The 26,483-nt window shown below is 64.4% G+C and carries 22 protein-coding genes; 10 read left to right on the top strand and 12 right to left on the bottom strand.

Translation table 11 applies throughout. From position 1 onward, the window contains the following. Window positions 1-9: 9 nt before the first annotated feature. From UIB01_RS03305 to UIB01_RS03320, 4 genes are read left to right on the top strand one after another with little or no spacing between them, the layout of a single operon-like run. Window positions 10-1,113 (top strand): BMP family ABC transporter substrate-binding protein, encoded by a 1,104-nt coding sequence (locus UIB01_RS03305; protein ID WP_038656845.1) that lies wholly within the window; start codon window positions 10-12, stop codon window positions 1,111-1,113. Continuing rightward, complete coding sequence (locus UIB01_RS03310; RefSeq protein WP_038656847.1) at window positions 1,110-2,687, top strand: ABC transporter ATP-binding protein; 1,578 nt, start codon at window positions 1,110-1,112, stop codon at window positions 2,685-2,687. The genes UIB01_RS03305 and UIB01_RS03310 overlap by 4 nt, the downstream gene beginning before the upstream one ends. Then, the gene (locus tag UIB01_RS03315; RefSeq protein ID WP_038656849.1) at window positions 2,680-3,816 is read left to right on the top strand and encodes an ABC transporter permease; all 1,137 of its coding nucleotides are present in this window, start codon (window positions 2,680-2,682) and stop codon (window positions 3,814-3,816) included. Before UIB01_RS03310 ends, UIB01_RS03315 begins: the two co-directional genes overlap by 8 nt. Continuing rightward, window positions 3,816-4,742: an ABC transporter permease gene (locus UIB01_RS03320; RefSeq protein ID WP_038656851.1), complete on the top strand. Its 927-nt coding sequence runs from the start codon at window positions 3,816-3,818 to the stop codon at window positions 4,740-4,742. Before UIB01_RS03315 ends, UIB01_RS03320 begins: the two co-directional genes overlap by 1 nt. A gap of 12 nt (window positions 4,743-4,754) precedes the next feature. Here UIB01_RS03320 and UIB01_RS03325 read toward each other — a convergent pair whose 3' ends face one another. After that, window positions 4,755-5,135 carry a hypothetical protein gene (locus UIB01_RS03325; protein ID WP_038656853.1) on the bottom strand — a complete coding sequence of 127 codons (381 nt, stop codon included), beginning with the start codon at window positions 5,133-5,135 and terminating at the stop codon, window positions 4,755-4,757. Window positions 5,136-5,393: 258 nt separating this feature from the next. Here UIB01_RS03325 and UIB01_RS03330 point away from each other — a divergent pair, with 258 nt between their 5' ends. Continuing rightward, window positions 5,394-6,749: a diguanylate cyclase domain-containing protein gene (locus UIB01_RS03330; protein WP_302474634.1), complete on the top strand. Its 1,356-nt coding sequence runs from the start codon at window positions 5,394-5,396 to the stop codon at window positions 6,747-6,749. A 10-nt stretch (window positions 6,750-6,759) separates the two neighbouring features. On the opposite strand, the gene UIB01_RS03335 is transcribed toward UIB01_RS03330, so the two are convergent. After that, complete coding sequence (locus UIB01_RS03335) at window positions 6,760-7,590, bottom strand: NYN domain-containing protein (RefSeq protein ID WP_038656857.1); 831 nt, start codon at window positions 7,588-7,590, stop codon at window positions 6,760-6,762. Window positions 7,591-7,718: 128 nt separating this feature from the next. On the opposite strand from UIB01_RS03335, the gene UIB01_RS03340 reads away from it, so the two are divergent. After that, complete coding sequence (locus UIB01_RS03340) at window positions 7,719-8,444, top strand: DUF1294 domain-containing protein (RefSeq protein ID WP_038656858.1); 726 nt, start codon at window positions 7,719-7,721, stop codon at window positions 8,442-8,444. A 389-nt stretch (window positions 8,445-8,833) separates the two neighbouring features. Here the strand turns inward: UIB01_RS03340 and UIB01_RS03345 are convergent, their stop codons facing one another. Together UIB01_RS03345 and UIB01_RS03350 are read right to left on the bottom strand one after the other, a co-directional pair. Further along, window positions 8,834-9,151 carry a zinc ribbon domain-containing protein YjdM gene (locus UIB01_RS03345; protein ID WP_038656860.1) on the bottom strand — a complete coding sequence of 106 codons (318 nt, stop codon included), beginning with the start codon at window positions 9,149-9,151 and terminating at the stop codon, window positions 8,834-8,836. Window positions 9,152-9,269: 118 nt separating this feature from the next. Beyond that, on the bottom strand, window positions 9,270-9,773 hold the full coding sequence (locus UIB01_RS03350) for an acyl-CoA thioesterase (RefSeq protein WP_038656862.1): 504 nt from the start codon (window positions 9,771-9,773) through the stop codon (window positions 9,270-9,272). A gap of 487 nt (window positions 9,774-10,260) precedes the next feature. Here UIB01_RS03350 and UIB01_RS03355 point away from each other — a divergent pair, with 487 nt between their 5' ends. After that, window positions 10,261-10,947: a c-type cytochrome gene (locus tag UIB01_RS03355; RefSeq protein ID WP_038656864.1), complete on the top strand. Its 687-nt coding sequence runs from the start codon at window positions 10,261-10,263 to the stop codon at window positions 10,945-10,947. Here UIB01_RS03355 and codA read toward each other — a convergent pair. Together codA and codB are read right to left on the bottom strand one after the other, a co-directional pair. Next, window positions 10,941-12,176 carry a cytosine deaminase gene (gene codA, locus UIB01_RS03360; RefSeq protein ID WP_038656867.1) on the bottom strand — a complete coding sequence of 412 codons (1,236 nt, stop codon included), beginning with the start codon at window positions 12,174-12,176 and terminating at the stop codon, window positions 10,941-10,943. The genes UIB01_RS03355 and codA overlap by 7 nt on opposite strands. Before the next feature lie 13 nt (window positions 12,177-12,189). After that, window positions 12,190-13,467: a cytosine permease gene (gene codB, locus UIB01_RS03365; RefSeq protein ID WP_038656869.1), complete on the bottom strand. Its 1,278-nt coding sequence runs from the start codon at window positions 13,465-13,467 to the stop codon at window positions 12,190-12,192. A 289-nt stretch (window positions 13,468-13,756) separates the two neighbouring features. Here codB and UIB01_RS03370 point away from each other — a divergent pair, with 289 nt between their 5' ends. Together UIB01_RS03370 and UIB01_RS03375 are read left to right on the top strand one after the other, a co-directional pair. Beyond that, window positions 13,757-15,295: a catalase gene (locus UIB01_RS03370; RefSeq protein WP_038656871.1), complete on the top strand. Its 1,539-nt coding sequence runs from the start codon at window positions 13,757-13,759 to the stop codon at window positions 15,293-15,295. Between the two features lie 63 nt (window positions 15,296-15,358). Beyond that, window positions 15,359-15,913 (top strand): ankyrin repeat domain-containing protein, encoded by a 555-nt coding sequence (locus tag UIB01_RS03375; protein ID WP_038656873.1) that lies wholly within the window; start codon window positions 15,359-15,361, stop codon window positions 15,911-15,913. A gap of 3 nt (window positions 15,914-15,916) precedes the next feature. On the opposite strand, the gene cynS is transcribed toward UIB01_RS03375, so the two are convergent. The 5 genes from cynS to phhA all read right to left on the bottom strand — a co-directional run bounded on the left by cynS (window position 15,917) and on the right by phhA (window position 19,964). Then, window positions 15,917-16,366 carry a cyanase gene (cynS, locus tag UIB01_RS03380; protein WP_023445038.1) on the bottom strand — a complete coding sequence of 150 codons (450 nt, stop codon included), beginning with the start codon at window positions 16,364-16,366 and terminating at the stop codon, window positions 15,917-15,919. Between the two features lie 84 nt (window positions 16,367-16,450). Next, window positions 16,451-17,212: a phytanoyl-CoA dioxygenase family protein gene (locus UIB01_RS03385; protein WP_038656876.1), complete on the bottom strand. Its 762-nt coding sequence runs from the start codon at window positions 17,210-17,212 to the stop codon at window positions 16,451-16,453. A 197-nt stretch (window positions 17,213-17,409) separates the two neighbouring features. Continuing rightward, window positions 17,410-18,606 (bottom strand): amino acid aminotransferase, encoded by a 1,197-nt coding sequence (locus UIB01_RS03390; protein ID WP_038656878.1) that lies wholly within the window; start codon window positions 18,604-18,606, stop codon window positions 17,410-17,412. Continuing rightward, complete coding sequence (locus tag UIB01_RS03395) at window positions 18,606-18,962, bottom strand: 4a-hydroxytetrahydrobiopterin dehydratase (RefSeq protein WP_003279993.1); 357 nt, start codon at window positions 18,960-18,962, stop codon at window positions 18,606-18,608. Before UIB01_RS03395 ends, UIB01_RS03390 begins: the two co-directional genes overlap by 1 nt. Before the next feature lie 222 nt (window positions 18,963-19,184). After that, complete coding sequence (gene phhA, locus UIB01_RS03400) at window positions 19,185-19,964, bottom strand: phenylalanine 4-monooxygenase (protein WP_038656882.1); 780 nt, start codon at window positions 19,962-19,964, stop codon at window positions 19,185-19,187. 250 nt (window positions 19,965-20,214) lie between these two features. Here phhA and UIB01_RS03405 point away from each other — a divergent pair, with 250 nt between their 5' ends. Continuing rightward, window positions 20,215-21,774, top strand: a complete 1,560-nt coding sequence (locus tag UIB01_RS03405; RefSeq protein ID WP_038656884.1) for a sigma-54-dependent phenylalanine hydroxylase transcriptional regulator PhhR — start codon at window positions 20,215-20,217, stop codon at window positions 21,772-21,774. Between the two features lie 407 nt (window positions 21,775-22,181). On the opposite strand, the gene UIB01_RS03410 is transcribed toward UIB01_RS03405, so the two are convergent. After that, window positions 22,182-26,354: a CheR family methyltransferase gene (locus tag UIB01_RS03410; RefSeq protein WP_038656886.1), complete on the bottom strand. Its 4,173-nt coding sequence runs from the start codon at window positions 26,352-26,354 to the stop codon at window positions 22,182-22,184. Between the last annotated feature and the right edge of the window lie 129 nt (window positions 26,355-26,483).

The following is a 26,483-nucleotide window of genomic DNA, read 5'->3' on the forward strand; positions in this document are numbered from 1 at the left end:
AGACCAAAAATGCTCAATCAGATGAAACGGACCTTGTGTGCGGCGGTGGCTCTCGGCCTGGCGACGACTGTTGGCGCCGCCGCGGCGCAGGAAGGGCAGGGGCTGACCCTCGATAAACCGGCGAAGATCGCCATGCTCTACATCAGCCCGCGCAATGACGGTGGCTGGACCCAGGCCTTCGACGAGGCGCGGCAGAAGCTCGAAACCGAGCTTGATACCAAGATCCAGTACGTCGAGAGCGTGCCGGAGAATGCCTCTTCGATCCGCCCGGCCGTGGACCGGCTGATCCAGCGTGGCGCCAACGTCATCATCGGCACCGCCTTCGGCTATTCCGATACCTTCAAGGAGCTGGCCGACAAGTATCCGGGCGTGGCCTTCCTCAACGGCTCGGGCACCACCAACAGCGGCAACCTCGAATCCTTCTACGGGCGCACCTACGAGAGCCAGTACCTGTGCGGCATGGCCGCGGGCGCGGCGTCGAAGACCGGCAAGCTCGGCTTCGTCGCGGCCAACCCCTTTGGCCAGGTGAACTGGACGGTCAACGCCTTCGCCCTCGGCGCCCAGCAGATCAACCCGGACGCCACGGTCACCGTGGTCTACACCGGCGCCTGGAACGATCCGGTCAAGGAACGCGCCGCCGCGATGGCGCTGATCGATTCCGGTGCTGATGTGCTCGGCCAGCACGTCGACAGCCCGACGCCGCAGATCGTCGCCCAGGAGCGCGGCGTGCACGGCACCGGGCACCACCGCGACATGCGCGAATTCGCCCCGGACGCCACCGTCTGCTCCTCGGTCTGGGTGTGGGACAAGTTCCTCGCGCCGGAGCTGAAGAAGATCAGCACCGGCAACTGGACGCCGCCGGAGAACGGCGCGCTGCTGTCCATGGCCGAAGGCGGCACCGATGCAGCCTGCTGTGGACCTGCGGTTTCCGAAGCGGACAAGGCCAAGATCATGGCCGCCCGCGAAGAGCTGCTCAAAGGCGAGAAGAAGATCTACGCCGGGCCGATGCTCGACCGTGACGGCACCGAGCGCATCGCCGCTGGCGAGGTCATGGCCGACCCCGCACTGTGGCAGATGGACTGGTTCGTTAAAGGAGTGATCACTCAGCAATGAGCAACCTGAACGCGATCCAGCTGACCGGGGTGAGCAAGTCGTTCGACGGCTTCATGGCCCTGTCCCAGGCGGACTTCACCGCCAAATGGGGCGAAGTGCACGCGCTGCTCGGCGAGAACGGCGCGGGCAAGTCCTCGCTGATGAATATCGCCGCCGGCCTCTACGCACCGGAAAGCGGATCGCTGTTGATCGACGACAACCCGGTGCGCCTTAGCGGCCCGCGGGATGCGAGTCGCTACCACATCGGCATGGTTCACCAGCATTTCAAGCTGGTGAAGCCATTCACGGTTGCCGAGAACATCCTGCTCGGCTTGCCCGAGCAGCCCGGCAACAAAAGCTTCAACGGCAGCCACCGCCAACGCCTCAGCGCGCTGGAGGCACAGATAACGGAAAAGGCGGCTGAGCTGGGCTTTGTTATCGACCCGCGCAAGACCACCGAGTCGCTCTCGGTAGCCGAGCAGCAACGGGTAGAAATTCTCAAGGTGCTGCTGGCTGGCGCGCGGATCCTGATCCTCGACGAGCCGACCGCGGTACTCACCGATCAGGAAGCCGAGCGCCTGCTGGAAACGGTGCGTGCCTTTGCCCGTCAGGGCGCGGCGGTGATCCTGGTCACCCACAAGATGAGCGACGTGAAGCGCTTTGCCGACCGCGTCACCGTGATGCGCGGCGGGCGCACCATCCAGACCCTCGATCCGCAAATGGTCTCGGTGCCCGAGCTGGTTCGCCTGACCGTGGGTGAATCGGCGCCGGCCAGCGAATACCAGCCAGCGACACCGGGCGAGATACGCCTGCAGGTGCGGGATCTCAGGTCGACCGGCGCGGGCGGGCATGGCGCACTCAATGGCGTGACCCTGAGCCTGCGAGCTGGCGAGATCTACGGGATCGCCGGTGTAGGCGGCAATGGCCAGAGCGAGTTGGCCAACGTGTTGATGGGGCTTCCGGAGCGCTGCGAAGGCGCGTTGGAATTGACCGGCTTCGGTGACTTGCGTCGGGCCAGCCCGGAACAGCGCCGGGAGCTGCGCATCGCCTCGATTCCAGCCGACCGCTACGGCACCGCGCTGGCTGGTGAGCTGTCGGTGGCGGAGAACTTCGGTGTCGGGCAGATCCACAGCGGGCGCTATGGCTCGTTCTTCAATCTGCGGCGCAAGCGTCTGGAGGCCGAGGCCGCCGATGCGGTGGCCGGTTTCGATGTACAGGGTGTGCGCTCGCTGAAACAGAAGGCCGCGCTGCTTTCCGGCGGCAACGCACAGAAGCTGGTGATCGCCCGCGAATTCTCCCGCGACCCGCAACTGGTGCTGGTGCACAGCCCCAGCCGTGGCCTCGACGTGCGCGCCACCGCCGCGGTGCATGCCCGGCTGCGTGCGGCGCGGGATGCCGGCGCGGCGGTGCTGGTAATCAGCGAGGACCTCGATGAGGTGCTGGCCTTGGCCGATCGCATCGGCGTCATGAATGCCGGGCGCATCGTCGCGGAATTCGACCGGCCGGCGGATCGTCAGGCCATTGGTAGGGCGATGGTCAGCCATGCAGAGCCGGGCGATGGTGAGTTGAATCTAGAAGGGGTAAGCCATGAATGAACAGGTACGCCCCGTGATGCTGGAGCAGGCCGCTCAGATGGCAAAGCGCCCGAGACAGCCGCTGTTGTCGCGGCGTTACGCACTGGAGATTCGCCAGCAACTGGCCTGGCATTGGCAGGCCGCGATCATCGGGCTCGCCCTGTTGCTGGGGCTGGGCATCTCCGCCGCAATCCTGATCGCCGCTGGGGTGCCGGCCGGCGAGCTGCTCAACGAGTTCGTCATCCTGACGGTGTTCGATGCGCAGAGCCTTACCGCGGTGCTGTTTCAGGCCGCGCCGATGATCCTCGTCGGCCTGGCCGGCTGCATGGCGTTTCGCGCCAAGTTCTGGAACCTGGGCCTCGAGGGCCAGATGATCTGGGGCGCCATCGGTGCCACGGCGATCTCGCTGTTTGAGATCGGCCCGCAGGCGCTACGTCTGCCCTTGATGCTGGCAGCAGCAATCATCTGCGGTCTGCTCTGGGCCCTGGCGCCGGCGTTGCTCAAGCTGCGGTTGAAGGTCAACGAGATCATCTCGACGCTGATGCTCAATTACCTGGCGATCAACTTCCTGCTGCATCTGCTCTATGGCAGCTGGAAGGACCCGAAGAGCTCGTTCCCGTATTCGCCGCAGTTCCAGCCGTTCGAGCGCCTGCCGGAGCTGTTCGACGGTATCAGCGCGGCAGTGCCGCTGGCGGTGGTCGTTGCACTGCTGGCGCTGTGGTTCCTCGGCATTTCCCGCGCCGGGCTCTACCTGCGCTTCGTCGATGCCAACCCGCGGGTGGCCGGCGCAGTAGGCGTGCCGGTACAGAAGATGATCATCGGCACGGTGCTGATTTCCGGCGCCATGGCCGGGATTGCCGGCTTTCTCATCACGGCGGGGCAGGAAGGGCGGCTGACCCAGTCGTTCTATCAGGGCTACGGATTTTCCGGAATTCTTATCGCCTTCCTTGCGCGCAACAACCCGGTGGCGGCACTGGTGGTGGCGCTGCTGATGGCGATGCTCTTCGTCGCCGGGCGCAGCCTGCAGGTGTTCTACCAGATCCCCTTTTCCATGGTGCAGCTGATCCAGGCGATCCTGGTGATCTGTGTTGCCTCCTCGGATTTCTTTATCCGCCACCGTATCCGCCGCGTTCAGGGAGGCGAGAGCTGATGGACATGATCGCCAATTGGCTCGGCAATACGCCGGACTTCGCCGTGCCCTTCGCCCTCGCGGCGCTGGGGCTGATTCTCACCGAGCGCGCCGGGGTGCTGGCCCTCGGCGCCGAAGGGCTGATGCTGGTCGGCGCGCTGGCTGGCATCGGCGCGCAGCTTGCGTTCGGCAGCCACGGCATGTCGCTGTTGCTGGCGATGGGCGCGGCGGCGGTGGTGTCGCTGCTGTTCGCGCTGATGGTGCTGGTGCTGCGCATCAACCAGGTAATCGCCGGCCTGGCGCTGGTGTTCTTTTGTCAGGGCCTGACCGGCTTGCTCGGCACCTTGCTGGACTGGACCAACAAGCCGGTCAAGGGGCTGGGCGCGGTCGAGCTATGGCCGCTGTCGGAGCTGCCGCTGCTGGGCAAGGTCTTCGTGCAGAACCCGCTGGTGTTCATGACGCCGCTGATCTTTCTCGCCGTGGTCTGGTTTCTTACTCGCACGACCACCGGCCTGCGGATGCGCGCGGTCGGGGAGAACCCGCAGGCCGCGGATGCGGCAGGGATTTCCGTGCTCGGTTATCGGCTCGCAGCAATTCTCGCCGGCTCCGCGCTGATCGGCCTGGCCGGCGGTTATATCTCGGTGCTCAGCACCAAGCTGTGGATCGCCGACATGATCGGCGGCCGTGGCTGGATCGCCGTAGCGCTGGTGATCTTCGCGCGCTGGTCGCCGTGGAAGGCCCTGGCCGGTGCGCTGCTATTCGGCTGCATCGAGGCGCTGATTCCACAACTTGCCGCCGCCGGCGTGCGCCTGCCGCAGTACTTCGTACTGATGACGCCCTACGCCGTGACCCTGGCGGTGATGATCTGGGTCGCAAGCGGCAAGAACGTCTCCGGCAACCAGCCGGGCGCACTGGGCATTCCCTTCATCCGTGAAGAGCGCCGCTGACGCCCGCGACGCTTATTGCGACGGGCTCTGGTCGCTGGAGCGGCAGGTGATTTCCGCGTAGGGCTCGTCCGGCGAGTAGTCGCCCGGAACGCGTTCGGTGCGCTGGGTGTTGGGCGCTATGGTGAATACCGGCGATGCCGAGGTATCCGAACGGGCGTCGGCAGGCACGTGGAACTCGCAGGAAACCTGGCCGCCGGTGCGGTTCATCACCTTCACTGCGCGCACGCCGAGCAGCTCGCCTTCAACGCCTTCGGATTTGGCCGGCACGCCCATGGGGCTGACCTCGATGTCCAGGCCGTTGAGGTGGGTGATGATCTCCGGCTGGGGTGTCTGCGCTACGGCAAGCGGAGCGCAAAGCGCCAGGCCGCAAGCAAGAATTAGCTTTCTGGTCATGGGAACCTCCGTCATTCGGTCCCCTTTAGAAGGAGTCGGGGCCGGTCGGTTCGATGGCCGCGCGAATCAATGATTGCAAATGATGAGGTGGCGCTGCGGCAGCCATCTGCCGAGTAATGGCATTTAGCCGTAGTTCGCCTTGCCGTCCCGTTTCCAGCATGTTGAACTGCTGCTGTCGCAGTCTTGCATGCGGCTCTATGCGGGGTGGCTCAAGTGGCTAGGTTTCTGTGCGGCGGGTTGCTCGCGCTCTACGTTGGTATGGCTGGTGCTGCCGCCGAGACGACACTCGAACTGAGCGCGGCAGAGCGTGCCTGGCTGGCCGAGCGGGATTCCGTCAGCGTGTGCGTCGATCCGGACTGGCTGCCGTTCGAGATGCTCAATGCGCGCGGTGAGCACGAAGGTATTGCCGCGGACCTGTTGCGTCTGGTCGCCGAGCGGGCGGGCCTGCAATTGCAGGTGGTGCCTAGCCGAGACTGGGATGCCTCATTGGCTGAGTCCAAGGCCGGGCGTTGCCAATTGCTGAGCTTTCTCAATCAGACGCCGGAGCGTGATGCCTGGCTGATCTTCACCCAGCCGTTGTTCACGGATGCCAACGTACTCATCGCGCGGGAGGATCATCCGCACGTGGTGAATCTGTCGGCGCTCGTCGGTGCAAGCGTGGCACTGCCTTCCGGCACGTCGGTGGAGGAGCGCATCCGTCATGATTTCCCGCAGCTGCGTATCATCCGCACCGAAACGGACGCCCAGGCGCTGGCACTGGTCAACGAAGGCAAGGCCGATCTGACCATCCGCTCGCTGACCATGGCGGCCTACACCATCCGCCACGAGGGTTGGTTCAATCTCAAAATCGCCGGACAGGTGAGCGGCTTCGACAACCAGTTCCGGATCGGTGTACTGAACAGCGAACCGCTGCTACGCGACATTCTCGACAAGGCCATCGCGACGGTCACGCCAGTGGAGCTCAACCAGATCGCCAACCGCCACGTACCGATTCGCGTAGAGGCTGGCACCGACTACCGGCTGGTCGTGCAGCTCGTTGTGGTCTTCTCGGTGGTGCTGTTGACCAGCCTGTTCTGGATAGGGCGTCTGCGCCGGGTGAACGAGCAACTGCATATCAAATCGCAGACCGACGCGCTGACGGGCCTGGCCAATCGGGCGGCACTCGATGGCCGTTTCGCCGTGGCGTTGGAGCAGGCGCGGCGGTATCACCGGCCACTGTCGATCGTGATGCTGGATATCGACCACTTCAAGCGCATCAACGACGAGTTCGGCCACCAGACGGGGGACCGTGTACTGCGCGAGATTGCCGGGCTGCTGCAGAGCTGCCTGCGCGGCACCGACGCCGTAGGGCGTTGGGGCGGCGAGGAGTTTCTGGTGCTGTGTCCGGAAACCAACGGGCAGCAGGCCGAGGTGTTCGCTGAACGTATCTGCGAGCGGGTGCGCGCATTTTCCTTCGGCTCTGGTCAGCCCCAGAGCGTCAGCGCCGGGGTGGCCGAACTTGGCCCGGCGGATACCGCAGACAGCCTGCTGCGACGTGCCGACGCGGCGCTGTATCGGGCCAAGCGTGACGGGCGCGACCGGGTCTGCCGGGACGCGTCGGTCGAGCCGGGCTGAAGGTGACGCGTCAGTGCTTGCCGGGCTTGCGCAGCCGCACGTAGAGGTCCTTGCCGCCCGTGGCGCTGCTGCCACGTGATTCCAGGTCGAAGCGCTTGGGTTGATTGGCGATCAGGTCGCTGAGCTTCTTGCAGCCATACAGGCGCGGATCGAAGGCGGGGCGCAGCTTGCTGATGTTCTGCCCGAGGGTGCCCAGCTGAATCCAGTCGTCCTCCTCGGACAGGTCGTCGAGCACCTTGGCGATGAAGTCCACCGGCACCTGCTGGCATTTGATGGTGTCGCCCTTGTCGCCTGTCTTCGAGGGCTTGCTGCTTTCCTCCACCTGCGCGGCGCCTGCGGCGAGCTTTTCGGATGACGGTGGCTCGGACGTGGTCTTGGCCGCATCGGCGCGCAGAATCTCGGTGTAGATGAACTTGTCGCAGGCGGAGACGAACGGCGAGGGCGTCTTCTGCTCACCGAAGCCGTACACCGTCAGACCTTCCTCGCGGATGCGCGCGGCCAGGCGGGTGAAGTCGCTGTCGCTGGAAACCAGGCAGAAGCCGTCGAAGCGTCGGGTGTAGAGCAGGTCCATGGCATCGATGATCAGCGAGCTGTCGGTGGCGTTCTTGCCCGAGGTATAGGCGAACTGCTGGATCGGCTGGATGGAATAGTCGAGCAGCACCTTCTTCCAGCTGCCGAGGTTGGGCTTGGTCCAATCGCCATAGATGCGCTTGACGCTGGCGACGCCGTACTTGGCGATCTCCTCGAACAGCCCCTCGACGATGGCGGCGGGCGCGTTGTCGGCGTCGATCAGAACCGCGAGGTGCTTCTGTTTGTTCGAACTACTGGGTTTGCTGGCCATGATTCTTCCCTGGACTGGAGATCGCCTGACCATAACGCCGACGGGCGTGCCCTGGCCATAGCAGCGTGCAGCCAACGCATGCCGAGCTCGGTTAGCATGCGCTGCTTTGATTACATGGATTTCGGGGCATGGAACAGCGAGGCACGCTGAAGAGCTGGAATGACCAGAAAGGCTTCGGCTTCATTCGCCCGGAGGCGGGCGGCGAGGACGTGTTCGCGCACATATCGGCCGTGCATGGCGAACGGCGGCCACTGGTGGGCGACCGGGTACTGTTCGTGGCCGGGCGCGACCCGCAGGGCCGCTTGCGCGCCGAGCATCTGCGGCTGGATGCACCAATGACGCTGGACCAGCCCGCGATTCGCCAACGCCCGGCTAGCCAGCGCAAGCCGGCCGAGCAACAGGCCCGCTCGCCCGCGACAGGGCGCGCCCGAAAGCCTGCGCGTCAGCTGGTCGCCGGGAACATTCAGCGGCTTCCGCTCAAGCTGGTGCTGTTCGCGCTGCTCTGTCTGCTGCCGCTGATGGGCAGCCTCTTGCGCCTCGGTGCGGTGTTGCCGTTGGCAATCTATGCCATCGCCAGCCTGCTGACCTTCTTTCTCTACTGGCGCGACAAGCACAGCGCGCTGAAGGATCGTTGGCGCACGCCGGAAACCACGCTGCACTTCTTCGAGCTGGCGGGCGGCTGGCCGGGCGCGCTGGTGGCGCAGCAGGTCTTTCGCCACAAAACCCGCAAACTGAGCTATCAGCTGACGTTCTGGCTGATCGTGGTCCTGCACCAGGCGTTCTGGATCGATCTGCTGTTCATCGGCAGCGGCTTTACCCGCGAGCGGCTGGATTGGTTGTTGCGACTGTTGTAAGGCGTCGGCCCTCGAGGCCCGCCACCTAATGGTTCGGCGTGCACTGGCCTGTCTTTTGTGGGAGGCCCGCCCCCGGGGCGAAGCTTCTGGGCGCTAGGGCAGCCCTGCGGTCTGCATTCGCCGCGAGGGCGCGCCTCCTACAGTTCGGCGTGCACCGGTTTGCTTTTATGGGAGGCCTGGGTTGGGGCCTTCTGGGCTTCCGGGTCTGGGCTTCTGGGCAGCGTTGCGGTCTGCATTCGCCGCGAGGACGCGCCTCCTACAGGTTCGGCGTGCACCGGTCTGCTTTTTGTGGGAGGCCCGCCCCGGGGCGAAGCGTTTGGGCTTTTGGTTTGGTCCGGCCTGCGAAGCGTCTGGCCGGATGACCGAAGCGTTGCCGCGACTGCCGCGGCTCAGACTTTCCTGACGAACTCGGACTTGAGCTTCATCGCGCCGATGCCGTCGATCTTGCAGTCGATGTCGTGGTCGCCGTCGCACAGGCGGATGTTCTTCACCTTGGTGCCGACCTTGACCACCAGCGACGAGCCCTTGACCTTGAGGTCCTTGATCACCGTGACGGTGTCGCCATCCTGCAGCGTGTTACCTACCGAGTCCTTGATCACCTTGTCGCTTTCGCTCGCGGCAGCAGCGCACTCGGGGCAGACCAGCATCTGGCCGTCTTCGTAGGTGTATTCGGAGTTGCATTTTGGGCAGGGCGGCAAGGTGCTCACGGCAGGTCCTTCAGTGGGAATTGCGGAAAGCCGTGCATTGTATAAGGTTTTGTTACAAATTGGGCGCTGACCGTGGACTCCAGGCTGCCAGGAGTCCACGCAATTCGCTGTGAGACGCTTACTTCACGGCGGCTAGGCGCTCGTTGCCGGCACGCAGTTCGCTGTAGCGGTGCTCCAGCTCACGGCGAATTTCGCGGCGCTGGTAGGCCTGGGCGAAGCGACGCTGCTGCTCGGGGGTCTTCGGGTTCAGCGGCGGCACCGGCACCGGTTTGCCGTCCTCGCCGAGGGCGACCATGGTGAAGAAGCAGCTGTTGGTGTGACGCACGGTCTTCGAACGAATGTCTTCGGTCACGACCTTGATGCCGATCTCCATCGAAGTGGTGCCGGTGTAGTTGACCGAGGCGAGGAAGGTGACCAGTTCACCGACATGCACGGGCTGGCGGAATACCACCTGATCCACTGAGAGGGTGACGACGTATTGCCCGGCGTAGCGGCTGGCGCAGGCGTAGGCGACCTCGTCGAGATACTTGAGCAGCGTGCCGCCATGTACGTTGCCGGAGAAATTGGCTTTGTCCGGCGTCATCAGCACGGTCATGGTCAGCTCTGCATGTCCATCTAGCATGGGGGTTACGGCTCCTCGGTGGTGAAGGGTTGCTACTTTAGTCGAATGCCTTCTCCCTGTCTGGCGTTTCCAGCTAAACGCTTCATCGATTTTTTCTATCGTCAATGCGGCAAAGGCGCGCACTTCTGTCATTTGGCGGAAAAAGCGGCAGCTACGGCATGAGTATCGTGTGCTGTCGTCAGGTCCTGTGGCCGCTTGTGACGTGGCTCACGGATGGTCCTGACGCCCGGCTGAACAGCACTTTTGTTGACCTGTGCCGGGGTCCGCTCGTCCGGCGCTTCTTATAGTCGGATGCCCAAAAAATCCTAATGGCCTGTGCGGTGAGTGGGTTGAGGCAAGTTCGGGTGACCATGGCTCCGAGACATGGCGCTGCGACGAGTCATAGCGGGGCTATGGCGAGGAGCAGCAACACCGTATCGGGGCGCCGAAATTGACCAACTGAACTTACAAGCAGACCACTAACTACTTCAGTAACGGATGCCTCCTCATGCGTACGCTTGCTCTAGCTCTGCTCGCCTGCTTCGTCCCGCTTGCCCATGCCAGCGAGGAGGCAATGGAGCGATTCAACTACCTGATGGCCGATGAACAGCGTCGCGAGCAGGCCAGCCTGGCGGGTCAGGAACGCGCAGTGTTCTGCTCGTACTGCCACGGCGAAACCGGCAACAGCAAGCGCAAGCACATCCCCAATCTCGCCGGGCAGAATCCGCTGTACCTGTTCCATGCCTTCGAGAAGTTCGCCAGCGGTGAGCGCACCGATTTCGTCATGTCCAAGCTGGCGCAGAACCTGAGCATGGAGGAGCGGGTGAACATCGCGGTGTACTTCAGCCAGCAGAAGGTCAATCCGCCGGAGGGCGCACCGAACCTGGCATTGCACAAAAGCGGCGAGAAGATCTTCAAGACCACCTGCACCGGCTGCCACGGCGCGCATGCCGAGGGGATGGAAACCATGCCGCGGCTGGCCGGCCAGCCCGATGAGTACATCCGCAAGGCGCTAACGCGCTTCCGCGAGAACGACCCCAGCCGTGCCGGCTCGGTGATGATCGGCGTTGCCAGTCACCTGTCGGCCGCGGACGTCGAGGCGCTGGCGGCCTATCTATCGCACCTCAAGCTGACCCCGGCCGAGGAAATGGCCAACATCAACCGCCTGCGCAAGACCACCGCCGCCGCTCAGTAACGCTGGATCTGCGCCGGCGTGCGGCGCATCAGCACTTCACCATTGCGCACCGAAAGCAGGGAATGGCCCTGGGTGCGCAGCATCTCGTAATCGTCCGGCGCCGACAGCACCAGCAGATTCGCCGGACGCCCCACTTCCAGTCCGTAGCGCTCGCCCAGGTTCAGGGTGCGTGCGCTGTTGTCGGTGATCAGGTCCAGGCAGCGCTGCAGGTCCTCGTAGCCGAGCATATGGCAGATGTGCAGCCCGGCTTCGAGGATGCGCAGGATGTTGCCGTTGCCCAGTGGATACCAGGGGTCGACGATGGAATCCTGACCGAAGCAGACGTTCATCCCGGCGCGGTCGATCTCGGCCACACGGGTCAGCCCGCGACGTTTGGGATAGGTATCGAAGCGGCCCTGCAGGTGGATGCTCTCGGTCGGGCAGGAGACGAAGTTGATCTTCGACATCTTGAGCAGGCGGAACAGCTTGGAGCAGTAGGCGTTGTCGTAGGAGCCCATCGCCGTGGTGTGGCTGGCGGTGACGCGCTCACCCATCTCGCGCACCCGCGCCTCCTCGGCGAGCACTTCGAGAAAGCGTGACTGCGGGTCGTCGGTTTCGTCGCAGTGCACGTCCACCAGGCAGCCCGTGCGCTCGGCCAGGTCCATGAGGAACTTGATCGAGCTGACGCCCTGGTCGCGGGTGTTTTCGAAGTGCGGAATGCCGCCGACCACATCGGCGCCCATGGTGATCGCCTCGGTCATCAGCTCGCGACCGCCCTTGAACGACTCGATGCCCTCCTGTGGGAATGCGACGATCTGCAGGTCGATCAGGTGGCGGGTTTCCTCGCGCACCTCGATCATCGATTTGAGCGCCGACAGCGTCGGGTCGGTGACGTCGACGTGGGTTCGCACATGCTGGATGCCGTGGTCGACCAGCATGTCGATGGTCTTCTTCGCCCGCGCCTTGGTGTCCTCGTGGGTGACCAGCGCCTTTCGCTCGCCCCAGCGCTCGATGCCTTCGAACAGCGTGCCGCTCATGTTCCAGGCTGGCTGACCGGCGGTGAGGGTGGCGTCGAGGTGAATGTGCGGCTCGATGAAGGGCGGCACCACCAGATTGCTGGCGGCGTCGATATCGCCCTCGTTGGCTTCGGCCGGCGCCTGCTGCGCGCTGATGGAAGCGATGCGTGCGCCGTCTAGTTCGATGCGGTACAGGCCGCTGCGGCCGCGCAGGCGGGCGTTGAGGATGTTCATGGTGGCTCCTTGATCAGCGTGCGTCGGTTTGCGTCAGCACCGTGCGCGACAGGGCCAGGCGCTGGCCCTCATACAGCACAATATAGGCCGCGGCGGCCACCAGTATGCCGACGATGGGCGCCACCCAGGGCGAGAAATACGCGCAGGCGGCGCCCAGCACATAGGCCGCCAGGCCAAGGCTGTTGTATTTGGGTAGATGCGCCTCGGATAGCTTCGGATAGTGCCCGCGATGGCGGTAGAAGTAGTCGGCCATGATCACGCCGCCGATGGGCGGGATGATCGAACCGAGCAGGATCAGGAAGGGGATCAGCAGTTCGTACATGCCGCCGAGCGCCAGCAGCGTGCCGACGAAGGCACCGCCGAGGGTCACCAGGCGGCGACGCTCGGTGCGCAGCAGGTTGCAGCCGGCGGCGGCGAAGTTGTAGATGGTGTTGTCCTGGGTGGTCCAGAGGTTGAGGAAAAGCATCACCACTGCCGCCATCGACAGGCCCTGCAGCACCAGCACTTCGACGATGTCCGGCTGCTGGTAGACGATGGCCCCGTAGGCGCCGGCGACGATCATCAGGCCGTTGCCAATGAAGAAGCCGATCAGGCTGGCCCACACCGCGACCTTGCTGCTGCGGGCGAAGCGCGTCCAGTTGGTGGCCTGGGTCGCGCCGCTGACGAAGGTGCCGAAGATCATGGTGATCGCCATGCCGAGGGTCAGGCTGTCGCCCGGCTGTACCGCGAGCAGACCGTCCAGCCCGCCAATGTCGCGGGTGGCGGTCCACAGCGAGGCGATCAACAGGATCAGCATCGCCGGCACCGCGATACGCGAGAGCAGGTCGAGGCCCTTGTAGCCGACGAAGGCGGTCAGGCAGAAGCCGAAACCGAACAGCACCATCAAAGGCATCGTCCAGCTTTCCGGCAACGCCAGCAGGCGCACCAGGACGATGGCGATAGTCGCCGTGCCCCAGGCGTACCAGCCGATCTGGGTGAAGCCGAGCAGGAAATCGGACAGTCGGCTACCGACCTCGCCGAAGCAGAAGCGCCCCATCAGCACCGAGTTCAGCCCGCTGCGGCAGGCGATTAGCCCGAGCGCGGCGGCATAGAGGCCGAGCAGCAGGTTGCCGATCACCGCGGCCCAGAGCATGGTCTTGAAGTCGAAGGCCAGGCCGATCTTGCCGCCGGCGAACATGGTGGCGGTGAAGAAGGTGAAGCCGAACAGCAGGATGGAAGTGGACCACAGCCCCTTGCGCGCGCCGGCAGGCACTTCGCTCAGGGGATAGTCGGTATCGCCGGGCTGTTTCATGGTGGTTGCTCCGCAAGGTCAATGCAGCCCACGGTGCAGATGCCATGCCATTTGTTGACCGATCGGCCAGTTCGGCGCGCTGGCGATAACGCTGCAGCCAGCGTGATTCGTCCCGGTGCGCCGAGCTATCCGTGTGCACTGGGATGGCGCTCTAGCGCGAAGTTCCGCCAAGCGGAGCGACATTTTCTCTATCGCCACGTTCGGCTTATTCAATTGGGGCATCTTCGGCCCCCCTCTTAGGCTTTCCGACGCGCCATAAGCGCATCAGAAAATCGAAGAGGAATCACCCATGTCCCGTATGACCTTCGGCTCCACGCCAGCGCGGTTTGCGCTCGGTGTTATTTCCGCGAGCCTCCTTGCGCTGTCTGCCAATGCTGCCCCGCTGACCCGCGACAATGGCGCGCCGGTCGGCAACAACCAGAATTCCCAGACCGCCGGGCCCAACGGTCCGACCCTGCTGCAGGACGTGCAGCTGCTGCAGAAGCTGCAGCGTTTCGGTCGCGAGCGCGTGCCCGAGCGCGTCGTGCATGCCCGTGGTACCGGTGCCCATGGCGAGTTCACCGCCACCGAAGACATTTCCGACCTGACCCTGGCCAGGGTCTTCGAGAAGGGCAGCAGCACCCCGGTGTTCGTCCGCTTCTCCACCGTGGTACACGGTCTGCATTCGCCGGAAACCCTGCGCGACCCGCGCGGCTTCGCCACCAAGTTCTACACCGCCGATGGTAACTGGGACCTGGTCGGCAACAACTTCCCGACCTTCTTCATCCGCGACGCGGTCAAGTTCCCGGACATGGTCCACTCCTTCAAGCCGGACCCGCGCACCAACCTGGATGACGACAGCCGCCGCTTCGACTTCCTCTCGCACCACCCGGAAGCCACCCGCACCCTGACCCTGCTGTACTCCAACCAGGGCACTCCGGCCAGCTACCGGATGATGGATGGCAACGGTGTGCATGCCTACAAGTTCGTCAACGAGCAGGGTGAAACCCACTACGTGAAATTCCGCTGGAAGAGCCAGCAGGGCCTGAAGAACCTCGACCCGAAAGAGAACGAGGCGATGCAGGGCAAGGACTACAGCCACCTGAGCCGCGATCTGGTCACCGCCATCGACAACGGCGACTACCCCAAATGGGACCTCATGATCCAGGTGCTCAAGCCGGAGGATCTGGCCAGGTTCGACTTCGATCCGCTGGACGCCACCAAGATCTGGCCTGACGTGCCCGAGCGCAAGATCGGCCAGATGGTGCTGAACAGGAACCCGGACAACATCTTCCAGGAAACCGAGCAGGTCGCCATGGCGCCGGCCAACCTGGTGCCCGGTATCGAGCCGTCCGAGGACCGTCTGCTGCAGGGCCGTCTGTTCTCCTATGCCGACACCCAGATGTACCGCATCGGTGCCAACGGCATGAGCCTGCCGATCAACCGTCCGAAGGTGCCGGTCAACAACGGCAATCAGGACGGCCAGCTGAACGCCGGCCACACCACCACCAGCGTCAACTACCAGCCGAGCCGCCGTGAGAACCGCGAGGAAACCCCGCGCGCCGTACTCAGCAAACTGGAGCTGAGCGGCACCACCCAGCAGGCACCGATCCAGCGTCAGCAGAACTTCAAGCAGGCCGGCGATCTGTATCGCTCGTTCAGCAAGAAGGAGCAGCAAGACCTGATCAACACCCTGGGTGGCGAGCTGGCCAACGCTGACGACGAGGCCAAGCACATCCTGCTGTCGTTCTTCTACAAGGCCGACGTCAACTACGGCGAGGGCCTGAGCAAGGTCGCCAAGGCCGACCTCAAGCGGGTCAAGGCGCTGGCCGCCGAGCTGCAGGACTAAGCAAACGGTTGCTTTTGACCCGGGTCGGGCGATGGCCCGGGTCTTTTTTTAGGTGGAGAGAACATGAAAGGTCTTTTGCTGATGGCAGCGCTGCTGTTGGGCAGCGGGGCCGCCCTGGCCGCTGATGGCCCGCTGACGAACGCGGCGGACACGCCCGAGGCGGTGCAGCAGCAGTTGCGCGACTACTTCTTCAATGCGGCGCGCTTCGGCGATAACGAGATTCTCGACGAATTCATCCAGGCCGGTTACGACCTGAACAGCGCCGACGACAAGGGCTACACCGCCCTCATCCTGGCGGCCTACAACGGCCACAGCGAGGCGGTGGAGCGCCTGCTCGCCGCTGGTGCCGATGCCTGCTCCGAAGACAAGCGCGGTAATACGGCGCTGCTCGGTGCCATCTTCAAGGGCGAACTCGGCATCGCCAAACGCCTGCTGGCCACCGAGTGCGATCCGAATCAGCGCAATGCCGCTGGCCAGACTGCGGCGATGTACGCGGCGCTGTTCCAGCGCGAGGCATTGCTCGAGGCGCTGCGCGAGCGTGGTGCGGACCTGACAGCCGCCGATCCGCTGGGCAATAACGTGGAAAGCCTGGCGCGCGGGGAGATCCGCACCCGCTGACCCTCAGTAGCTCTTGTAGGGCAGGAACTTGCCGGACAGCACCACGTTGACGCGATCGCCCTTGGGGTCGCTCTGGCGCTGGATATCCATGGAGAAGTCGATGGCGCTCATGATGCCGTCACCGAATTCCTCGTGGATCAGCTCCTTGATGGTGGTGCCGTAGACGTTGACCAGCTCGTACCAGCGGTAGATCAGCGGGTCGCTCGGCACCGCGGTGGGCAGCGAGCCCTTGTAGGGCGCGATCTGCAGCCAGGCTACGGCCTCGTCGGAGAGTTCGAAGAGCTGCCCTAGGGTTTCGGCCTGGGCCTTGTCGAAGGCCATCTGGCCGAGGCAGCCGGCGGTGGTCCACTCCTTGGACATGCCGATGCTTTCGGCGACATGCGCCCACTTCAAGCCCTTGCGCACCTTGGCGGAGACGATCATCTGGGTGACCTGTTCACGACTGCTGATCATGGCAAATCCTCATCTGGCGAATGCGAGTCAATGGCCGCACGGGCGCGGCGGGTCTCGATCGATGCAGGTTCGATGCCAGGGGTTTCAGTCGTATTCGGCCGCCTCGTGCTCACCGAGCAGGCGGCGTTGGCGCGGTGTGGCGGCGGCCAGCACCTCGGGATTGAAGCTGAAGTGCAGGTAGGGCGAGAACTTCTGCGCCACCATGCGTCGGCCGTAGTGGATCTGCAGCAGGTAGCGGCTGCGCTCGGCGCTGCGGTTGCGGCTGCCCGCGTGCCAGAGGTCGCTGCGAAACAGCAGCATGTCGCCGGCCTTGCACAGCACGGGCTCGGCCGCGCGGCCGTGCCACTGGGTTTCGCCCGGCTGCGGTTTGCGCCCGGCGCGGTGGCTGCCGGGGATCACCAGGGTCGGGCAGAGGCCGGCGTCGATGTCGTCCAGGTACAGGTGCGCGGTGCAGATCTGCATCGGCACTTCGAAGGCGGGATCGGCGAGCAGGCTTTCCGGCAGCTCCATGGCCAGGTAGTCGGCATGCAGCTCGCCGCCGATAAAGCCCGGGCGGCTGCGCCAGGCGGTCTGGCCGATGATGTGGCAGTCCGCGCCGAGTGCCGCCTCGGCCAGTTCGATCACCCCCGGCAGGTCGAGAAAGCGCAGCCAGAACGGCGAACGATTGAAGACGCACTTGTAGTGATCGTCGACCAGGCCCAGGTAATCCCAGTGGATGGGTTCGAGGCGGTCGATGGCTTCACGCAGTTCCGTGATCGTTGGCGGATCGATCACCGCAGGCAGCAGGACGAAGCCCTGTTGGTGCAGAGCGGCGAGCTGTTGGCGGGTGGTAGCGGAGTCAGGCATGGCGGCAATCAGGAGGGTGACTATCGCTCAGCATAGGCAGCGTGGGCGCGCGTTGAAAGCCGGCTGAAAGCTTGCGGCGCTACTGTGCCGGCGCTGCTACGGCAGCCAGCTGCGTGGTCACGAGCCGCGCGACTGTCTCCTCGCTCCGGCGTACCCGGCGGCGTCGCCAGAAGCGGCGTCACCGGCGCGCACCTCGCTTAGTTCGAAACCACCCGTGCGATGGCCTTGGCCAGCGCATCCAGGCGCTCGGCATCCAGTCCGGCAACGTTGGCCCGACCGCTTTCCACCAGATACACCGAATCCTCGGCGCGCAGCCGACGTACCTGCTCGGCGGTAAGGCCGGTGTAGGAGAACATCCCGCGCTGCTGGGCGATATGCGCAAAGCGCTCGGCCAGCCCGTAGGGCGTCAGCGCCTCGACCAGCCCCTGACGCAAGCTGGCGATGCGTCGGCGCATGCGCTCGACCTCGTCCTGCCAGATCTGCCGCAGCGGCTCGTCGCCGAGGATCGTCGCCACCACCGCGGCGCCGTGAGCCGGCGGTGTCGACCAGAGGTTGCGGGCCAGTGAAGCGAGCTGGCTGCGCACATCGAGCAGGCGCTCGGCATCGCTGGTGACGGCGATCAGCGCGCCGGTACGCTCGCGGTAGAGGCCGAAGTTCTTCGAGCAGGAGCTGGTGATGAGCATTTCCGGCAGCGTTTCGGCGAACAGCCGTACTGCCCAGGCGTCCTCTTCCAGTCCGTCGCCGAAGCCCTGGTAGGCGAAGTCGAACAGCGGCAGCAATTCGCGCGCGCGCACCACCTCGAGCACCCGCAGCCAGTCGTCGTGATTCAGGTCGAAGCCGGTGGGGTTGTGGCAGCAGGCGTGCAGCAGTACCACGTCACCGGGCGGCACCTGTTGCAGCGTGGCGAGCATGCCGTCGACATCGAGGCGGTTGTCGGCACCGACGTAGGGGTAGTGCTGCACGCGCAGGCCGGCGGCGGCGAACAGGGTTTCGTGGATCGGCCAGGTGGGATCGCTCAGCCAGATGCTGCGCCCTGGCAGGCATTTGGCGATGAACTCGCCGGCCAGGCGCAGCGCGCCGGTGCCGCCCGGCGCTTGGGTGCAACCGGCACGCTGCTCGCCGAGGGCAATGGCGCGGCTGCCGAGCACCTGACGCAGCAAGAGGGCGCCGAACTGCGCGTCGCCGTGACCGCCGATGTAGCTCTTGGTCTGCTCACTGTCCACCAGGCGCTGCTCGGCCAGCTTCACCGCGCGCGGGATCGGCGTCAGGCCCTGGGCGTCCTTGTATACGCCGACGCCCAGGTCGAGCTTGGCCGGGTTGGTGTCGGCGCGATACAGGTCCATCAGGCCGAGGATCGGATCGCCGGGCACGCGGGGAATCTGGCCGAAATGCATTACTTGCGGCCCTCCGCGCTGGCGGCGAGCTGGTCGGTGCGGGCGGCCATGATGAAGTCGTTGCGGTGCAGGCCGCGCATCTCGTGGCTCCACCAGGTGACGGTGACCTTGCCCCACTCGGTGAGCAGGGCGGGATGGTGGCCGACCTCCTCGGCGATGGCGCCGACTGCGTTGGTAAAGGCCAGGGCGTGGCGGAAGTTGCGGAACAGGAAGACACGCTCCAGCTCCATGTGGTCGCCGCGCGTTTCGATGTTCCAGTCGGGGATTTCGCGGATCAGCTCGGCCAGTTCTTCATCGGATACCTTGGGCGCATCGGCGCGGCAGGCTTCGCACTGGGCTTGGGCGAGGGCGGTCATGGTGGTGGTCCTTTTGATCTGTTGGGTGAAAGTGGTTGGGAAAGCCTAGGTGAATGGAAAGCGTAGGGTGGACAACGCCGCAGGCTTGTCCACGCGTCGGGTGCGGCCCGCCACGCTGTCGAGAGATCGGGTCGCGGTCGGTGGACGAGCCTCGGCGTCATCCACCCTACGGCTTATTGGCAGCCGAACCGGCGCGTGGAAAACGCTTTGCGGTTTTCCACCCTACGCCGCCTTCGGCGGAAACTTCGGCTGGTGCAGGCCCAGGCGCATGGCCTCGCGCACCATGGCCATGATGTCCCGCTGGGCCAGGTCGAACAGCTGCTTGAGGTCCGGCAGGACGAAGTACAGCGGCTGCAGAATGTCGATGCGATAGGGGGTGCGCATGGCTTCCATGGCATCGAACGGCTGCCGCTCCGGCTCGTCGGACAGGCTGTAGAGCGTTTCCTTCGGCGACGAGAGGATGCCGCCGCCATAGATGCGCAGCCCGGCCGGGGTTTCCACCAGGCCGAACTCGACGGTCATCCAGTACAGCCGTGCGAGAAACACCCGTTCCTCCTTGCTGGCCTTCAAGCCGAGCTGGCCGTAGGTGTGGGTGAATTCGGCGAACCACGGGTTGGTCAGCAGCGGGCAGTGACCGAAGATCTCGTGAAAGATGTCCGGCTCCTGCAGGTAGTCCAGTTCTTGCGGGGTGCGAATAAAGGTCGCGACCGGGAAGCGCTTGCTCGCCAGCAGCTCGAAGAAGCGCTGGAAGGGGATAAGCGCCGGTACGCGCTCGACCTGCCAACCGGTGGTTGCCTCCAGCACGCGGTTGATCTCGCCGAGCTGCGGGATGCGCTCGCGGGGCAGGGCGAGCTGGTCGAGGCCGTCGAGGTATTCCTGGCAGGCGCGTCCTTCGAGCAGCTTCAGCTGCCGCTCGACCAGCGTCTGCCACACCGCGTGTTCGGCGTCCGGGTAATGAATGTGCCCCTGCGCGTCCGGTTCGCCGTAGTGGGTCGTCTTCATCGGTACTCCTGGCCGCTTGGGCATATTGTTGTTGCCCTCATTCGAACGCGAAGACGTACCGTCGGCGAGTCCCGCTGTGGCGCGATGTCGCACCTTGCCTAGTGTTGTCTGTAAGGAAAGTCTGACGTTTTCGTCAGTGGCCGGATCGGCGGCATTGCCAAGCGGCTTATCTGGCAAATAATCTTGACGGAAATTTGCGGCGCTCGACCGAAGCGCCGTCGGCCCCACAACAAAACAACAGGGCTCCGCCATGCGTATCAAGATTCTTTGCCAGAACCGCGTCGGCATCCTGCGCGACATGCTCAACCTGCTGGTCGACTACGGCATCAACGTCGCCCGTGGAGAGGTGGGGGGCGAGCAGGGCAATGCCATTTACCTGCACTGTCCCAACCTGATGAACCTGCAGCTGCAGGCGCTGCGGCCGAAGATCGAGGCGTTGCCGGGCGTGTTCGAGCTGCGCAAGGTCAGCCTGATGCCCAGCGAGCGGCATTCCCTGGAACTCAATGCACTGCTCGGCGCACTGGAATTTCCCGTGCTCTCCATCGATATGAGCGGTGCCATCGTTGCCGCCAACCGTTCCGCCGCGCAGCTGCTCGGCGTGCGCGTCGACGAGGTGCCGGGCATGAGCCTGTCGCGCTACGCCGAGGACTTTGACCTGCCGGAGCTGGTGCGCGCCAACAAGGCGCGGATCAATGGTCTGCGGGTGAAGATCAAGGGCGATGTCTTCCTCGCCGACATCGCGCCGCTGCAATCCGAACACGACGACAGCGAGGCACTGGCCGGCGCGGTACTGACCCTGCATCGCGCCGACCGGGTGGGTGAACGCATCTACCAGGTGCGCAAACAGGAGCTGCGCGGCTTCGACAGCATTTTCCAGAGCTCGAAAGTGATGGCCGCGGTGGTGCGCGAAGCGCGACGCATGGCACCGCTGGATGCGCCGCTGCTGATCGAAGGCGAGACTGGCACCGGCAAGGAGCTTTTGGCGCGCGCCTGTCACCTGTCCAGTCCGCGCGGGCAGTCACCGTTCATGGCGCTCAACTGCGCGGGCCTGCCGGAGTCGATGGCCGAGACCGAGCTGTTCGGCTACGGCCCCGGCGCCTTCGAGGGCGCGCGGCCGGAGGGCAAGCTCGGCCTGCTGGAGCTGACCGCCGGCGGCACGCTGTTTCTCGATGGCGTCGGCGAGATGAGCCCGCGGCTGCAGGCTAAGCTGCTGCGCTTTCTGCAGGACGGTGGCTTCCGTCGAGTCGGCAGCGACGAAGAGGTCTATCTCGATGTGCGGGTGATCTGCGCGACCCAGCTGGATCTGTCTGAACTCTGCGCCAGCGGGCAGTTTCGCCAGGACCTCTATCACCGCCTCAACGTGCTGTCGCTGCATATCCCGCCGCTGCGCGATTGCCTGGACGGCCTGCAGCCGCTGGCGCTGCACTTCATCGATCAGGCCAGCCGGCAGATCGGCTGCCCGCTGCCGACGCTTTCGCCGCAGGCACTGGAGTGGCTGGCCGGCTATCACTGGCCGGGCAACGTGCGGCAGTTGGAGAACACCCTGTTCCAGGCGGTTTCGCTCTGCGAAGGCGGCACCATCAAGCCCGAGCACATCCGCCTGCCGGGCTACGGCGCGGCGCAGCCGCTGGGTGATTTTTCGCTGGAGGGCGATCTGGCGAGCATCGTCGGGCGCTTCGAGAAGGCGGTGCTGGAAGGGCTGTACAAGCAGTTCCCGAGCAGCCGCCAGCTGGGCAAGCGGCTCGGCGTGTCGCACACCACCATCGCCAACAAACTGCGCGAGCATGGGGTGGGCAAGGAGGAGCGGTGAGGCCTCTGGGCATCGTATTCATAAAGCTTCGCGCCGAGGTCGGCCCTCCCACGAGCGCCTGCATGAGGACGCACAGAGTAGTAGGAGGCGCGCCCCCGCGGCGAATGCAGCCATAGGCTTGCCTCCGCAGGCCAGCTAACTCTGATGCTGACCGCGCCCATGCGGGAGCGTGGGAACCATCAGATCGTCGTCGCTGCACTGAAAAGCTTCGCACCGGGGTCGGCCCTCCTACGAACGCCTGCATGACGACGCGTAGCTAGTGGGAGGCGCGCGCCCGCGGCGAATGCAGCCGTAGGCTGCCTCGGAGCCAGGCACCTTTTGATCCTGAGCGCTTCCATGGAAAGCATGGGGCCATCGACCATCGACCATCGACCAGCCATCAACCGCTCTTGCTACTGCGGGTCGGATCAGCGCACGGCCTGACTCACCGCATCGATCAGCGCCTGCAGGTCGATCGGCTTGCGCAGGTGCAGGGTGAAGCCGGCGGCCTTGGCTTTTTCCACGTCGCTCAGAGTGCCGTAGCCGGTCAGTGCGATGCTCGGTGTCTGCATGTTGGCGCCCCGACCTCGGATGATGGACATCATCTTGTAGCCGTCGATATCCGGCATGCCGATGTCGGAAACGATCACGTCGAACGGGCTCTGCTCTGCCAGCTCGATGCCTTGAACGCCGCCGTCGGCGGTGGTGACGGCGGCGCCTTCGCTTTCCAGCAGTTCGCACATGGTTTCCAGAATGTCTGGCGAGTCGTCCACCAGCAGAATCCGGACGCCAGTCAGGCCACCCAGCTCAGTGCCATTGCGCAGCTCGTTGAGTTCCATTTCGGTCTGCAGGTGAATCGGTAGCCAGACGCTGAAGCGCGCACCGCGGCCGGGGCCTTCGGAATAGGCTTCGATACGCCCGTTATGCGCCTCGACCAGCTGCTTGACCAATGCCAGGCCGATGCCCAGTCCATGCTTGGAGCGCTGGGCATGATGCATGTCGGCCTGACCGAACATGTCGAAGACCTTGGGCAGAAACTCGGCGGAGATGCCCTCACCGGTGTCGATCACATCCAGCCGCACCTGGTCGCCCTCGCGTTCGAACTGCATGCAGATGCGCTCGCCGCCCTTGGTGAATTTCCAGGCGTTGTTCAGCAGGTTCCAGATGATCTGATCCAGGCGCGTCGGGTCGGCGTGGATGAACACCGGCTGGTCCGGTATGCACGTTTCGAAGGCGACGTCTTCGGCCTGGGCCAGGGGGCGGAACACCGCTTCGATGCCACGCAGTACGTCCTGGTAGTGCAACGTCACGAAGTTGAGTTTGAGCTTGCCGGTGCGGATACGCGAGACGTCCATCAGGTCGTCGATGATCCGCGACTGGCTGCGCACCGCGTTCTGGATGGCCGTCGTGGCCTTTTTCAGGCTCGGAATGTTCTTTGCCGCCTGGGAGCGGGCGATGAGGTCGGTGTTGAGCTGAATGAGGTTCAGCGGGTGCTTCAGCTCATGGGAAAGCACGGCGAAGAACTGGTCCTTTTGCTGGCTCGCGGCCTGGATGGACTTCAGCTCGTTCTGCTGCAGATTGCTGCGCTGACGATCCTCGGTGATGTCGCGGGCAATCTTGGCAAAACCCGTGACATTGCCTTGGTTATCCACCAGCGGATTGACCAGCCCGCTGAAGAAGCACTGGCTGCCGTCGCGCCGCAGGTGCCAGCGCTCGTTGGTCGCCTGGCCATGCTCCAAGGCTTGTTTGCGCTCGGCTTCCGGCACGCCGAGTTCACGGTCCGCCTCGGTGTAGATGAGGTCGATGCAGCGTCCGATCACTTCCTGCTCGCGGTAGCCGAAGATGTGTTCGGCGCCCAGGTTCCAGGTGGTGATCAAACCGTCGCAGTCAAGGGTGATGATGGCGTAGCCCTTGGTGCTCTGTGCCAGCTGTTTCATATGGGCTTCACCAGCCCTGACCTGTTCCTCGGCGCGTCGGCGGCCAGTGATGTCGATAAAGGTCAGCACGGCACCCTTGATGCGGTCATCCAGCGTCCGGTACGGCAGCAGGCGGGCCAGGTACCAGCGGTCGCCGTCAAGGGTGGGAATCTCGCGCTCCACCAGATGCAAGGCTTTGAATGCTTCGACGGCATCGTCATGCAGCTGCGGGTAATCCAGGCGATGGGTGATGTCCATCAGCGGTCGCCCGGCGTCGTTGGCGATCACGTTGAAGAGGTCGCGGGTGCGTGGGGTGAACCACTTGATGCGCATCTTGCGGTCGACGAAGAGGGTAGCGATGTCGGTCGAGGTGATCAGGTTCTGCAGGTCGTCGTTGATCTTGCTGGTCTCGTCGACCTTGGTCTTGAGCTCGTCGTTGACGGTGGTGAGCTCTTCGTTGATCGACTGCAGCTCCTCCTTGCTGGTCTCCAGCTCTTCGCTGGCCGAGCGCAGCTCCTCGTTGATCGCCTGCAGCTCTTCGTTGGACGCGCGCAGCTCTTCGGTCGAGGTTTCCGAATGCTCCATGGTCAGCTGCAGCTGTTCCTTGGTTTGCTGCAATTCGGCTTCGAGCTGCAGCAGTACGTTGTCCTTGGCCGCTGGCAGCTCTGGCGTCTCACCGTCCAGGCAGTCTTCGACTTCATCGAAGATCACCAGCATGTAATCGCTGCCGGCCTGGTCGTCGCGGAAGGGGCGCACCACCATGTTGACGAAGGACTGCTGGCCTTCGCGGTCGAGCCGCACGCGCCGCGCCTCGACGCTCTTGCCGGTATGGGTGGCCTGGTAGATGGCTGTGCGCAGCTCGAGGCGTAGCTGCGGATGCACCAGGGTGGTCAGGTTCAGCGAGGGCTCGCCGCCGACATAGCGCAGGAAATTTCCGGCGCGGTCGGACATGTGCACGATCTCGGCCTTCTGATCGATGATCACGCTAGGCGGCGCGTATTGCTCGAGCGCGCGTTGGTGCAGATCGGCAAAGGAGAACTTGCGGTTGCGTTTGCTTGGTTGGATCGGCTGTATGGTGCCGTCGGGGCCGCTGGTCAGGGTCTGGAAGGGGTTGCCCAGGGTACGCCGCAGCCCTGAGCCGACATTCTTGGCGCGGTAGATGCGATTTCGCTTGTCGACCGGCTCGAACAGCTGGCTACAGGCGTCGGCCGTCTCGGAACTGCCGAGAAACAGATAGCCGCCCGGGTTGAGGGCGAAGTGGAACATGCGCAGCACTTCGATCTGAATGTCCCGGTCGAGGTAGATCATCAGGTTGCGGCAGACGATCAGGTCGAGCCGAGAGAACGGCGGGTCTCGCAGAATGTCGTGGCGGGCAAACAGGATGCGTTCGCGCAGATCCTTCTGTATGCGGAAATGGTTCTGTTCCTTGACGAAGTACTGGCGCAACCGGCTCGGCGGTACATCGGTGACGATGGCCTCGGAATAGACGCCGGCGCGGGCCGTCTGCAGTGACCCTTCGTCGATGTCGGTGGCGAACAGTTGCAGGTGGATGCCGCCTTCGGCACCGCTCTGGTTCGCCTCGTCGTAGAACAGCATGCCCAGTGAATAGGCCTCCTCGCCGGTCGAGCAGGCAGCGGACCAGATACGCAGGGACCTGTCCTCCGAATCGACCTTGCTCTCGAACAGCGCCGGCACGATGTCGCGTTCAAGTGCCTCGAAGGCTTCACGGTCGCGGAAGAAGTTGGTCACGCCGATCAGCATGTCGGCCAGCAGCTCGGGCGTTTCTTCCGGGTGTTGTTCCAGGTGGGCGGCGTAACTGGGCATGTCCCGCAGCGCGTTGACCTGCATGCGGCGCTCGATGCGCCGCAGCACGGTGGCCTGCTTGTAGTGGCGGAAATCATGGCCGGTCCGGCTGCGAAGGGCGGCGAGGATCTCGCGCAGGGCCGTTTCATTGGACTTGGACCGGGTCACTGCTCGGGCATCTTCGCTCAGGTCGTCGTCGAGCCCTGCCTGCTCGGTCTCGTCTATGGCCGCTAAGGGCTCGCGGCTTGCGGCCAGCGCTTCGATGTTGCGCCCCAACTCCATCAGACGCTGCGGCATTTCGCCGGCGGGCAACACGATGTCGACCATGCCGGTGTCTATTGCGCTGAGCGGCATGGAGTCGTATTCGGCGTCCTCCGGACTCTGCGCCAGAGTGATGCCGCCTAGCTCCTTGATGCGCGACAGCCCGACCGACCCATCCGCGCCGCTGCCGGACAGCACGACGCCGATCGCGTGGGTGCGGTGAGCTTCGGCCAGGGCGCGAAAGAACAGGTCGATGACGACCTGGGCACCGCGCTCGCGGGTGGGCTCCTGCAGGTGCAGGTCGCCTCCGTTCATCGATAGATCCATGCCTGGCGGGATCACGTAAATGTTCCCGCGCTCGATGGACACCGTCTGGTCGACCTGCCGCACCGGCAAGCCGGTGACGTTGGCGAGGATCTTGTCGATGTTGCTTTCGTGCTTGGGCGACAGATGCATGATGACCACGAAGGCCATCGAACAGTCGTCCGGCAGCTGCTCGAAAAATGTCAGCAGGGCCTTGATGCCGCCAGCCGAGGCGCCAATGCCAACCACAGGGAAATTCAGCTTGCTCCGTACCGAACGCCGGTTGGTCGGCATGGAAGTCTCCGGGTTGCTAGTCATGGGCTCCTCTTTTTCTTGTTGGCTCAGACGGGGGAGACAGCACTACGGCTCACGGAATTCCATGAGGAATTCCGGCGCTGCGGAACGGATGATAAGGGTTTTGCGATCACGATTGCCTGCTGGCTCGTG

The sequence above is a fragment of the Stutzerimonas decontaminans genome (assembly GCF_000661915.1).
GTDB classification, from domain to species: Bacteria; Pseudomonadota; Gammaproteobacteria; order Pseudomonadales; family Pseudomonadaceae; genus Stutzerimonas; species Stutzerimonas decontaminans.

Excerpts from the sequence above, each read along its gene's own strand:
- phhA (WP_038656882.1), bottom strand. The coding sequence starts at position 19,964 with ATGAAGACGACCCACTACGGCGAACCGGACGCGCAGGGGCACATTCAT.
- UIB01_RS03395 (WP_003279993.1), bottom strand. The coding sequence starts at position 18,962 with ATGACCGCCCTCGCCCAAGCCCAGTGCGAAGCCTGCCGCGCCGATGCG.
- UIB01_RS03325 (WP_038656853.1), bottom strand. The coding sequence starts at position 5,135 with ATGACCAGAAAGCTAATTCTTGCTTGCGGCCTGGCGCTTTGCGCTCCG.
- UIB01_RS03370 (WP_038656871.1), top strand. The coding sequence starts at position 13,757 with ATGTCCCGTATGACCTTCGGCTCCACGCCAGCGCGGTTTGCGCTCGGT.
- UIB01_RS03330 (WP_302474634.1), top strand. The coding sequence starts at position 5,394 with ATGGCTGGTGCTGCCGCCGAGACGACACTCGAACTGAGCGCGGCAGAG.
- UIB01_RS03315 (WP_038656849.1), top strand. The coding sequence starts at position 2,680 with ATGAATGAACAGGTACGCCCCGTGATGCTGGAGCAGGCCGCTCAGATG.
- UIB01_RS03350 (WP_038656862.1), bottom strand. The coding sequence starts at position 9,773 with ATGCTAGATGGACATGCAGAGCTGACCATGACCGTGCTGATGACGCCG.
- UIB01_RS03335 (WP_038656857.1), bottom strand. The coding sequence starts at position 7,590 with ATGGCCAGCAAACCCAGTAGTTCGAACAAACAGAAGCACCTCGCGGTT.
- UIB01_RS03385 (WP_038656876.1), bottom strand. The coding sequence starts at position 17,212 with ATGCCTGACTCCGCTACCACCCGCCAACAGCTCGCCGCTCTGCACCAA.
- UIB01_RS03375 (WP_038656873.1), top strand. The coding sequence starts at position 15,359 with ATGAAAGGTCTTTTGCTGATGGCAGCGCTGCTGTTGGGCAGCGGGGCC.
- UIB01_RS03390 (WP_038656878.1), bottom strand. The coding sequence starts at position 18,606 with ATGCATTTCGGCCAGATTCCCCGCGTGCCCGGCGATCCGATCCTCGGC.
- UIB01_RS03320 (WP_038656851.1), top strand. The coding sequence starts at position 3,816 with ATGGACATGATCGCCAATTGGCTCGGCAATACGCCGGACTTCGCCGTG.
- UIB01_RS03340 (WP_038656858.1), top strand. The coding sequence starts at position 7,719 with ATGGAACAGCGAGGCACGCTGAAGAGCTGGAATGACCAGAAAGGCTTC.
- UIB01_RS03355 (WP_038656864.1), top strand. The coding sequence starts at position 10,261 with ATGCGTACGCTTGCTCTAGCTCTGCTCGCCTGCTTCGTCCCGCTTGCC.
- cynS (WP_023445038.1), bottom strand. The coding sequence starts at position 16,366 with ATGATCAGCAGTCGTGAACAGGTCACCCAGATGATCGTCTCCGCCAAG.
- UIB01_RS03305 (WP_038656845.1), top strand. The coding sequence starts at position 10 with ATGCTCAATCAGATGAAACGGACCTTGTGTGCGGCGGTGGCTCTCGGC.
- codB (WP_038656869.1), bottom strand. The coding sequence starts at position 13,467 with ATGAAACAGCCCGGCGATACCGACTATCCCCTGAGCGAAGTGCCTGCC.
- UIB01_RS03410 (WP_038656886.1), bottom strand. The coding sequence starts at position 26,354 with ATGACTAGCAACCCGGAGACTTCCATGCCGACCAACCGGCGTTCGGTA.
- UIB01_RS03310 (WP_038656847.1), top strand. The coding sequence starts at position 1,110 with ATGAGCAACCTGAACGCGATCCAGCTGACCGGGGTGAGCAAGTCGTTC.
- UIB01_RS03405 (WP_038656884.1), top strand. The coding sequence starts at position 20,215 with ATGCGTATCAAGATTCTTTGCCAGAACCGCGTCGGCATCCTGCGCGAC.
- codA (WP_038656867.1), bottom strand. The coding sequence starts at position 12,176 with ATGAACATCCTCAACGCCCGCCTGCGCGGCCGCAGCGGCCTGTACCGC.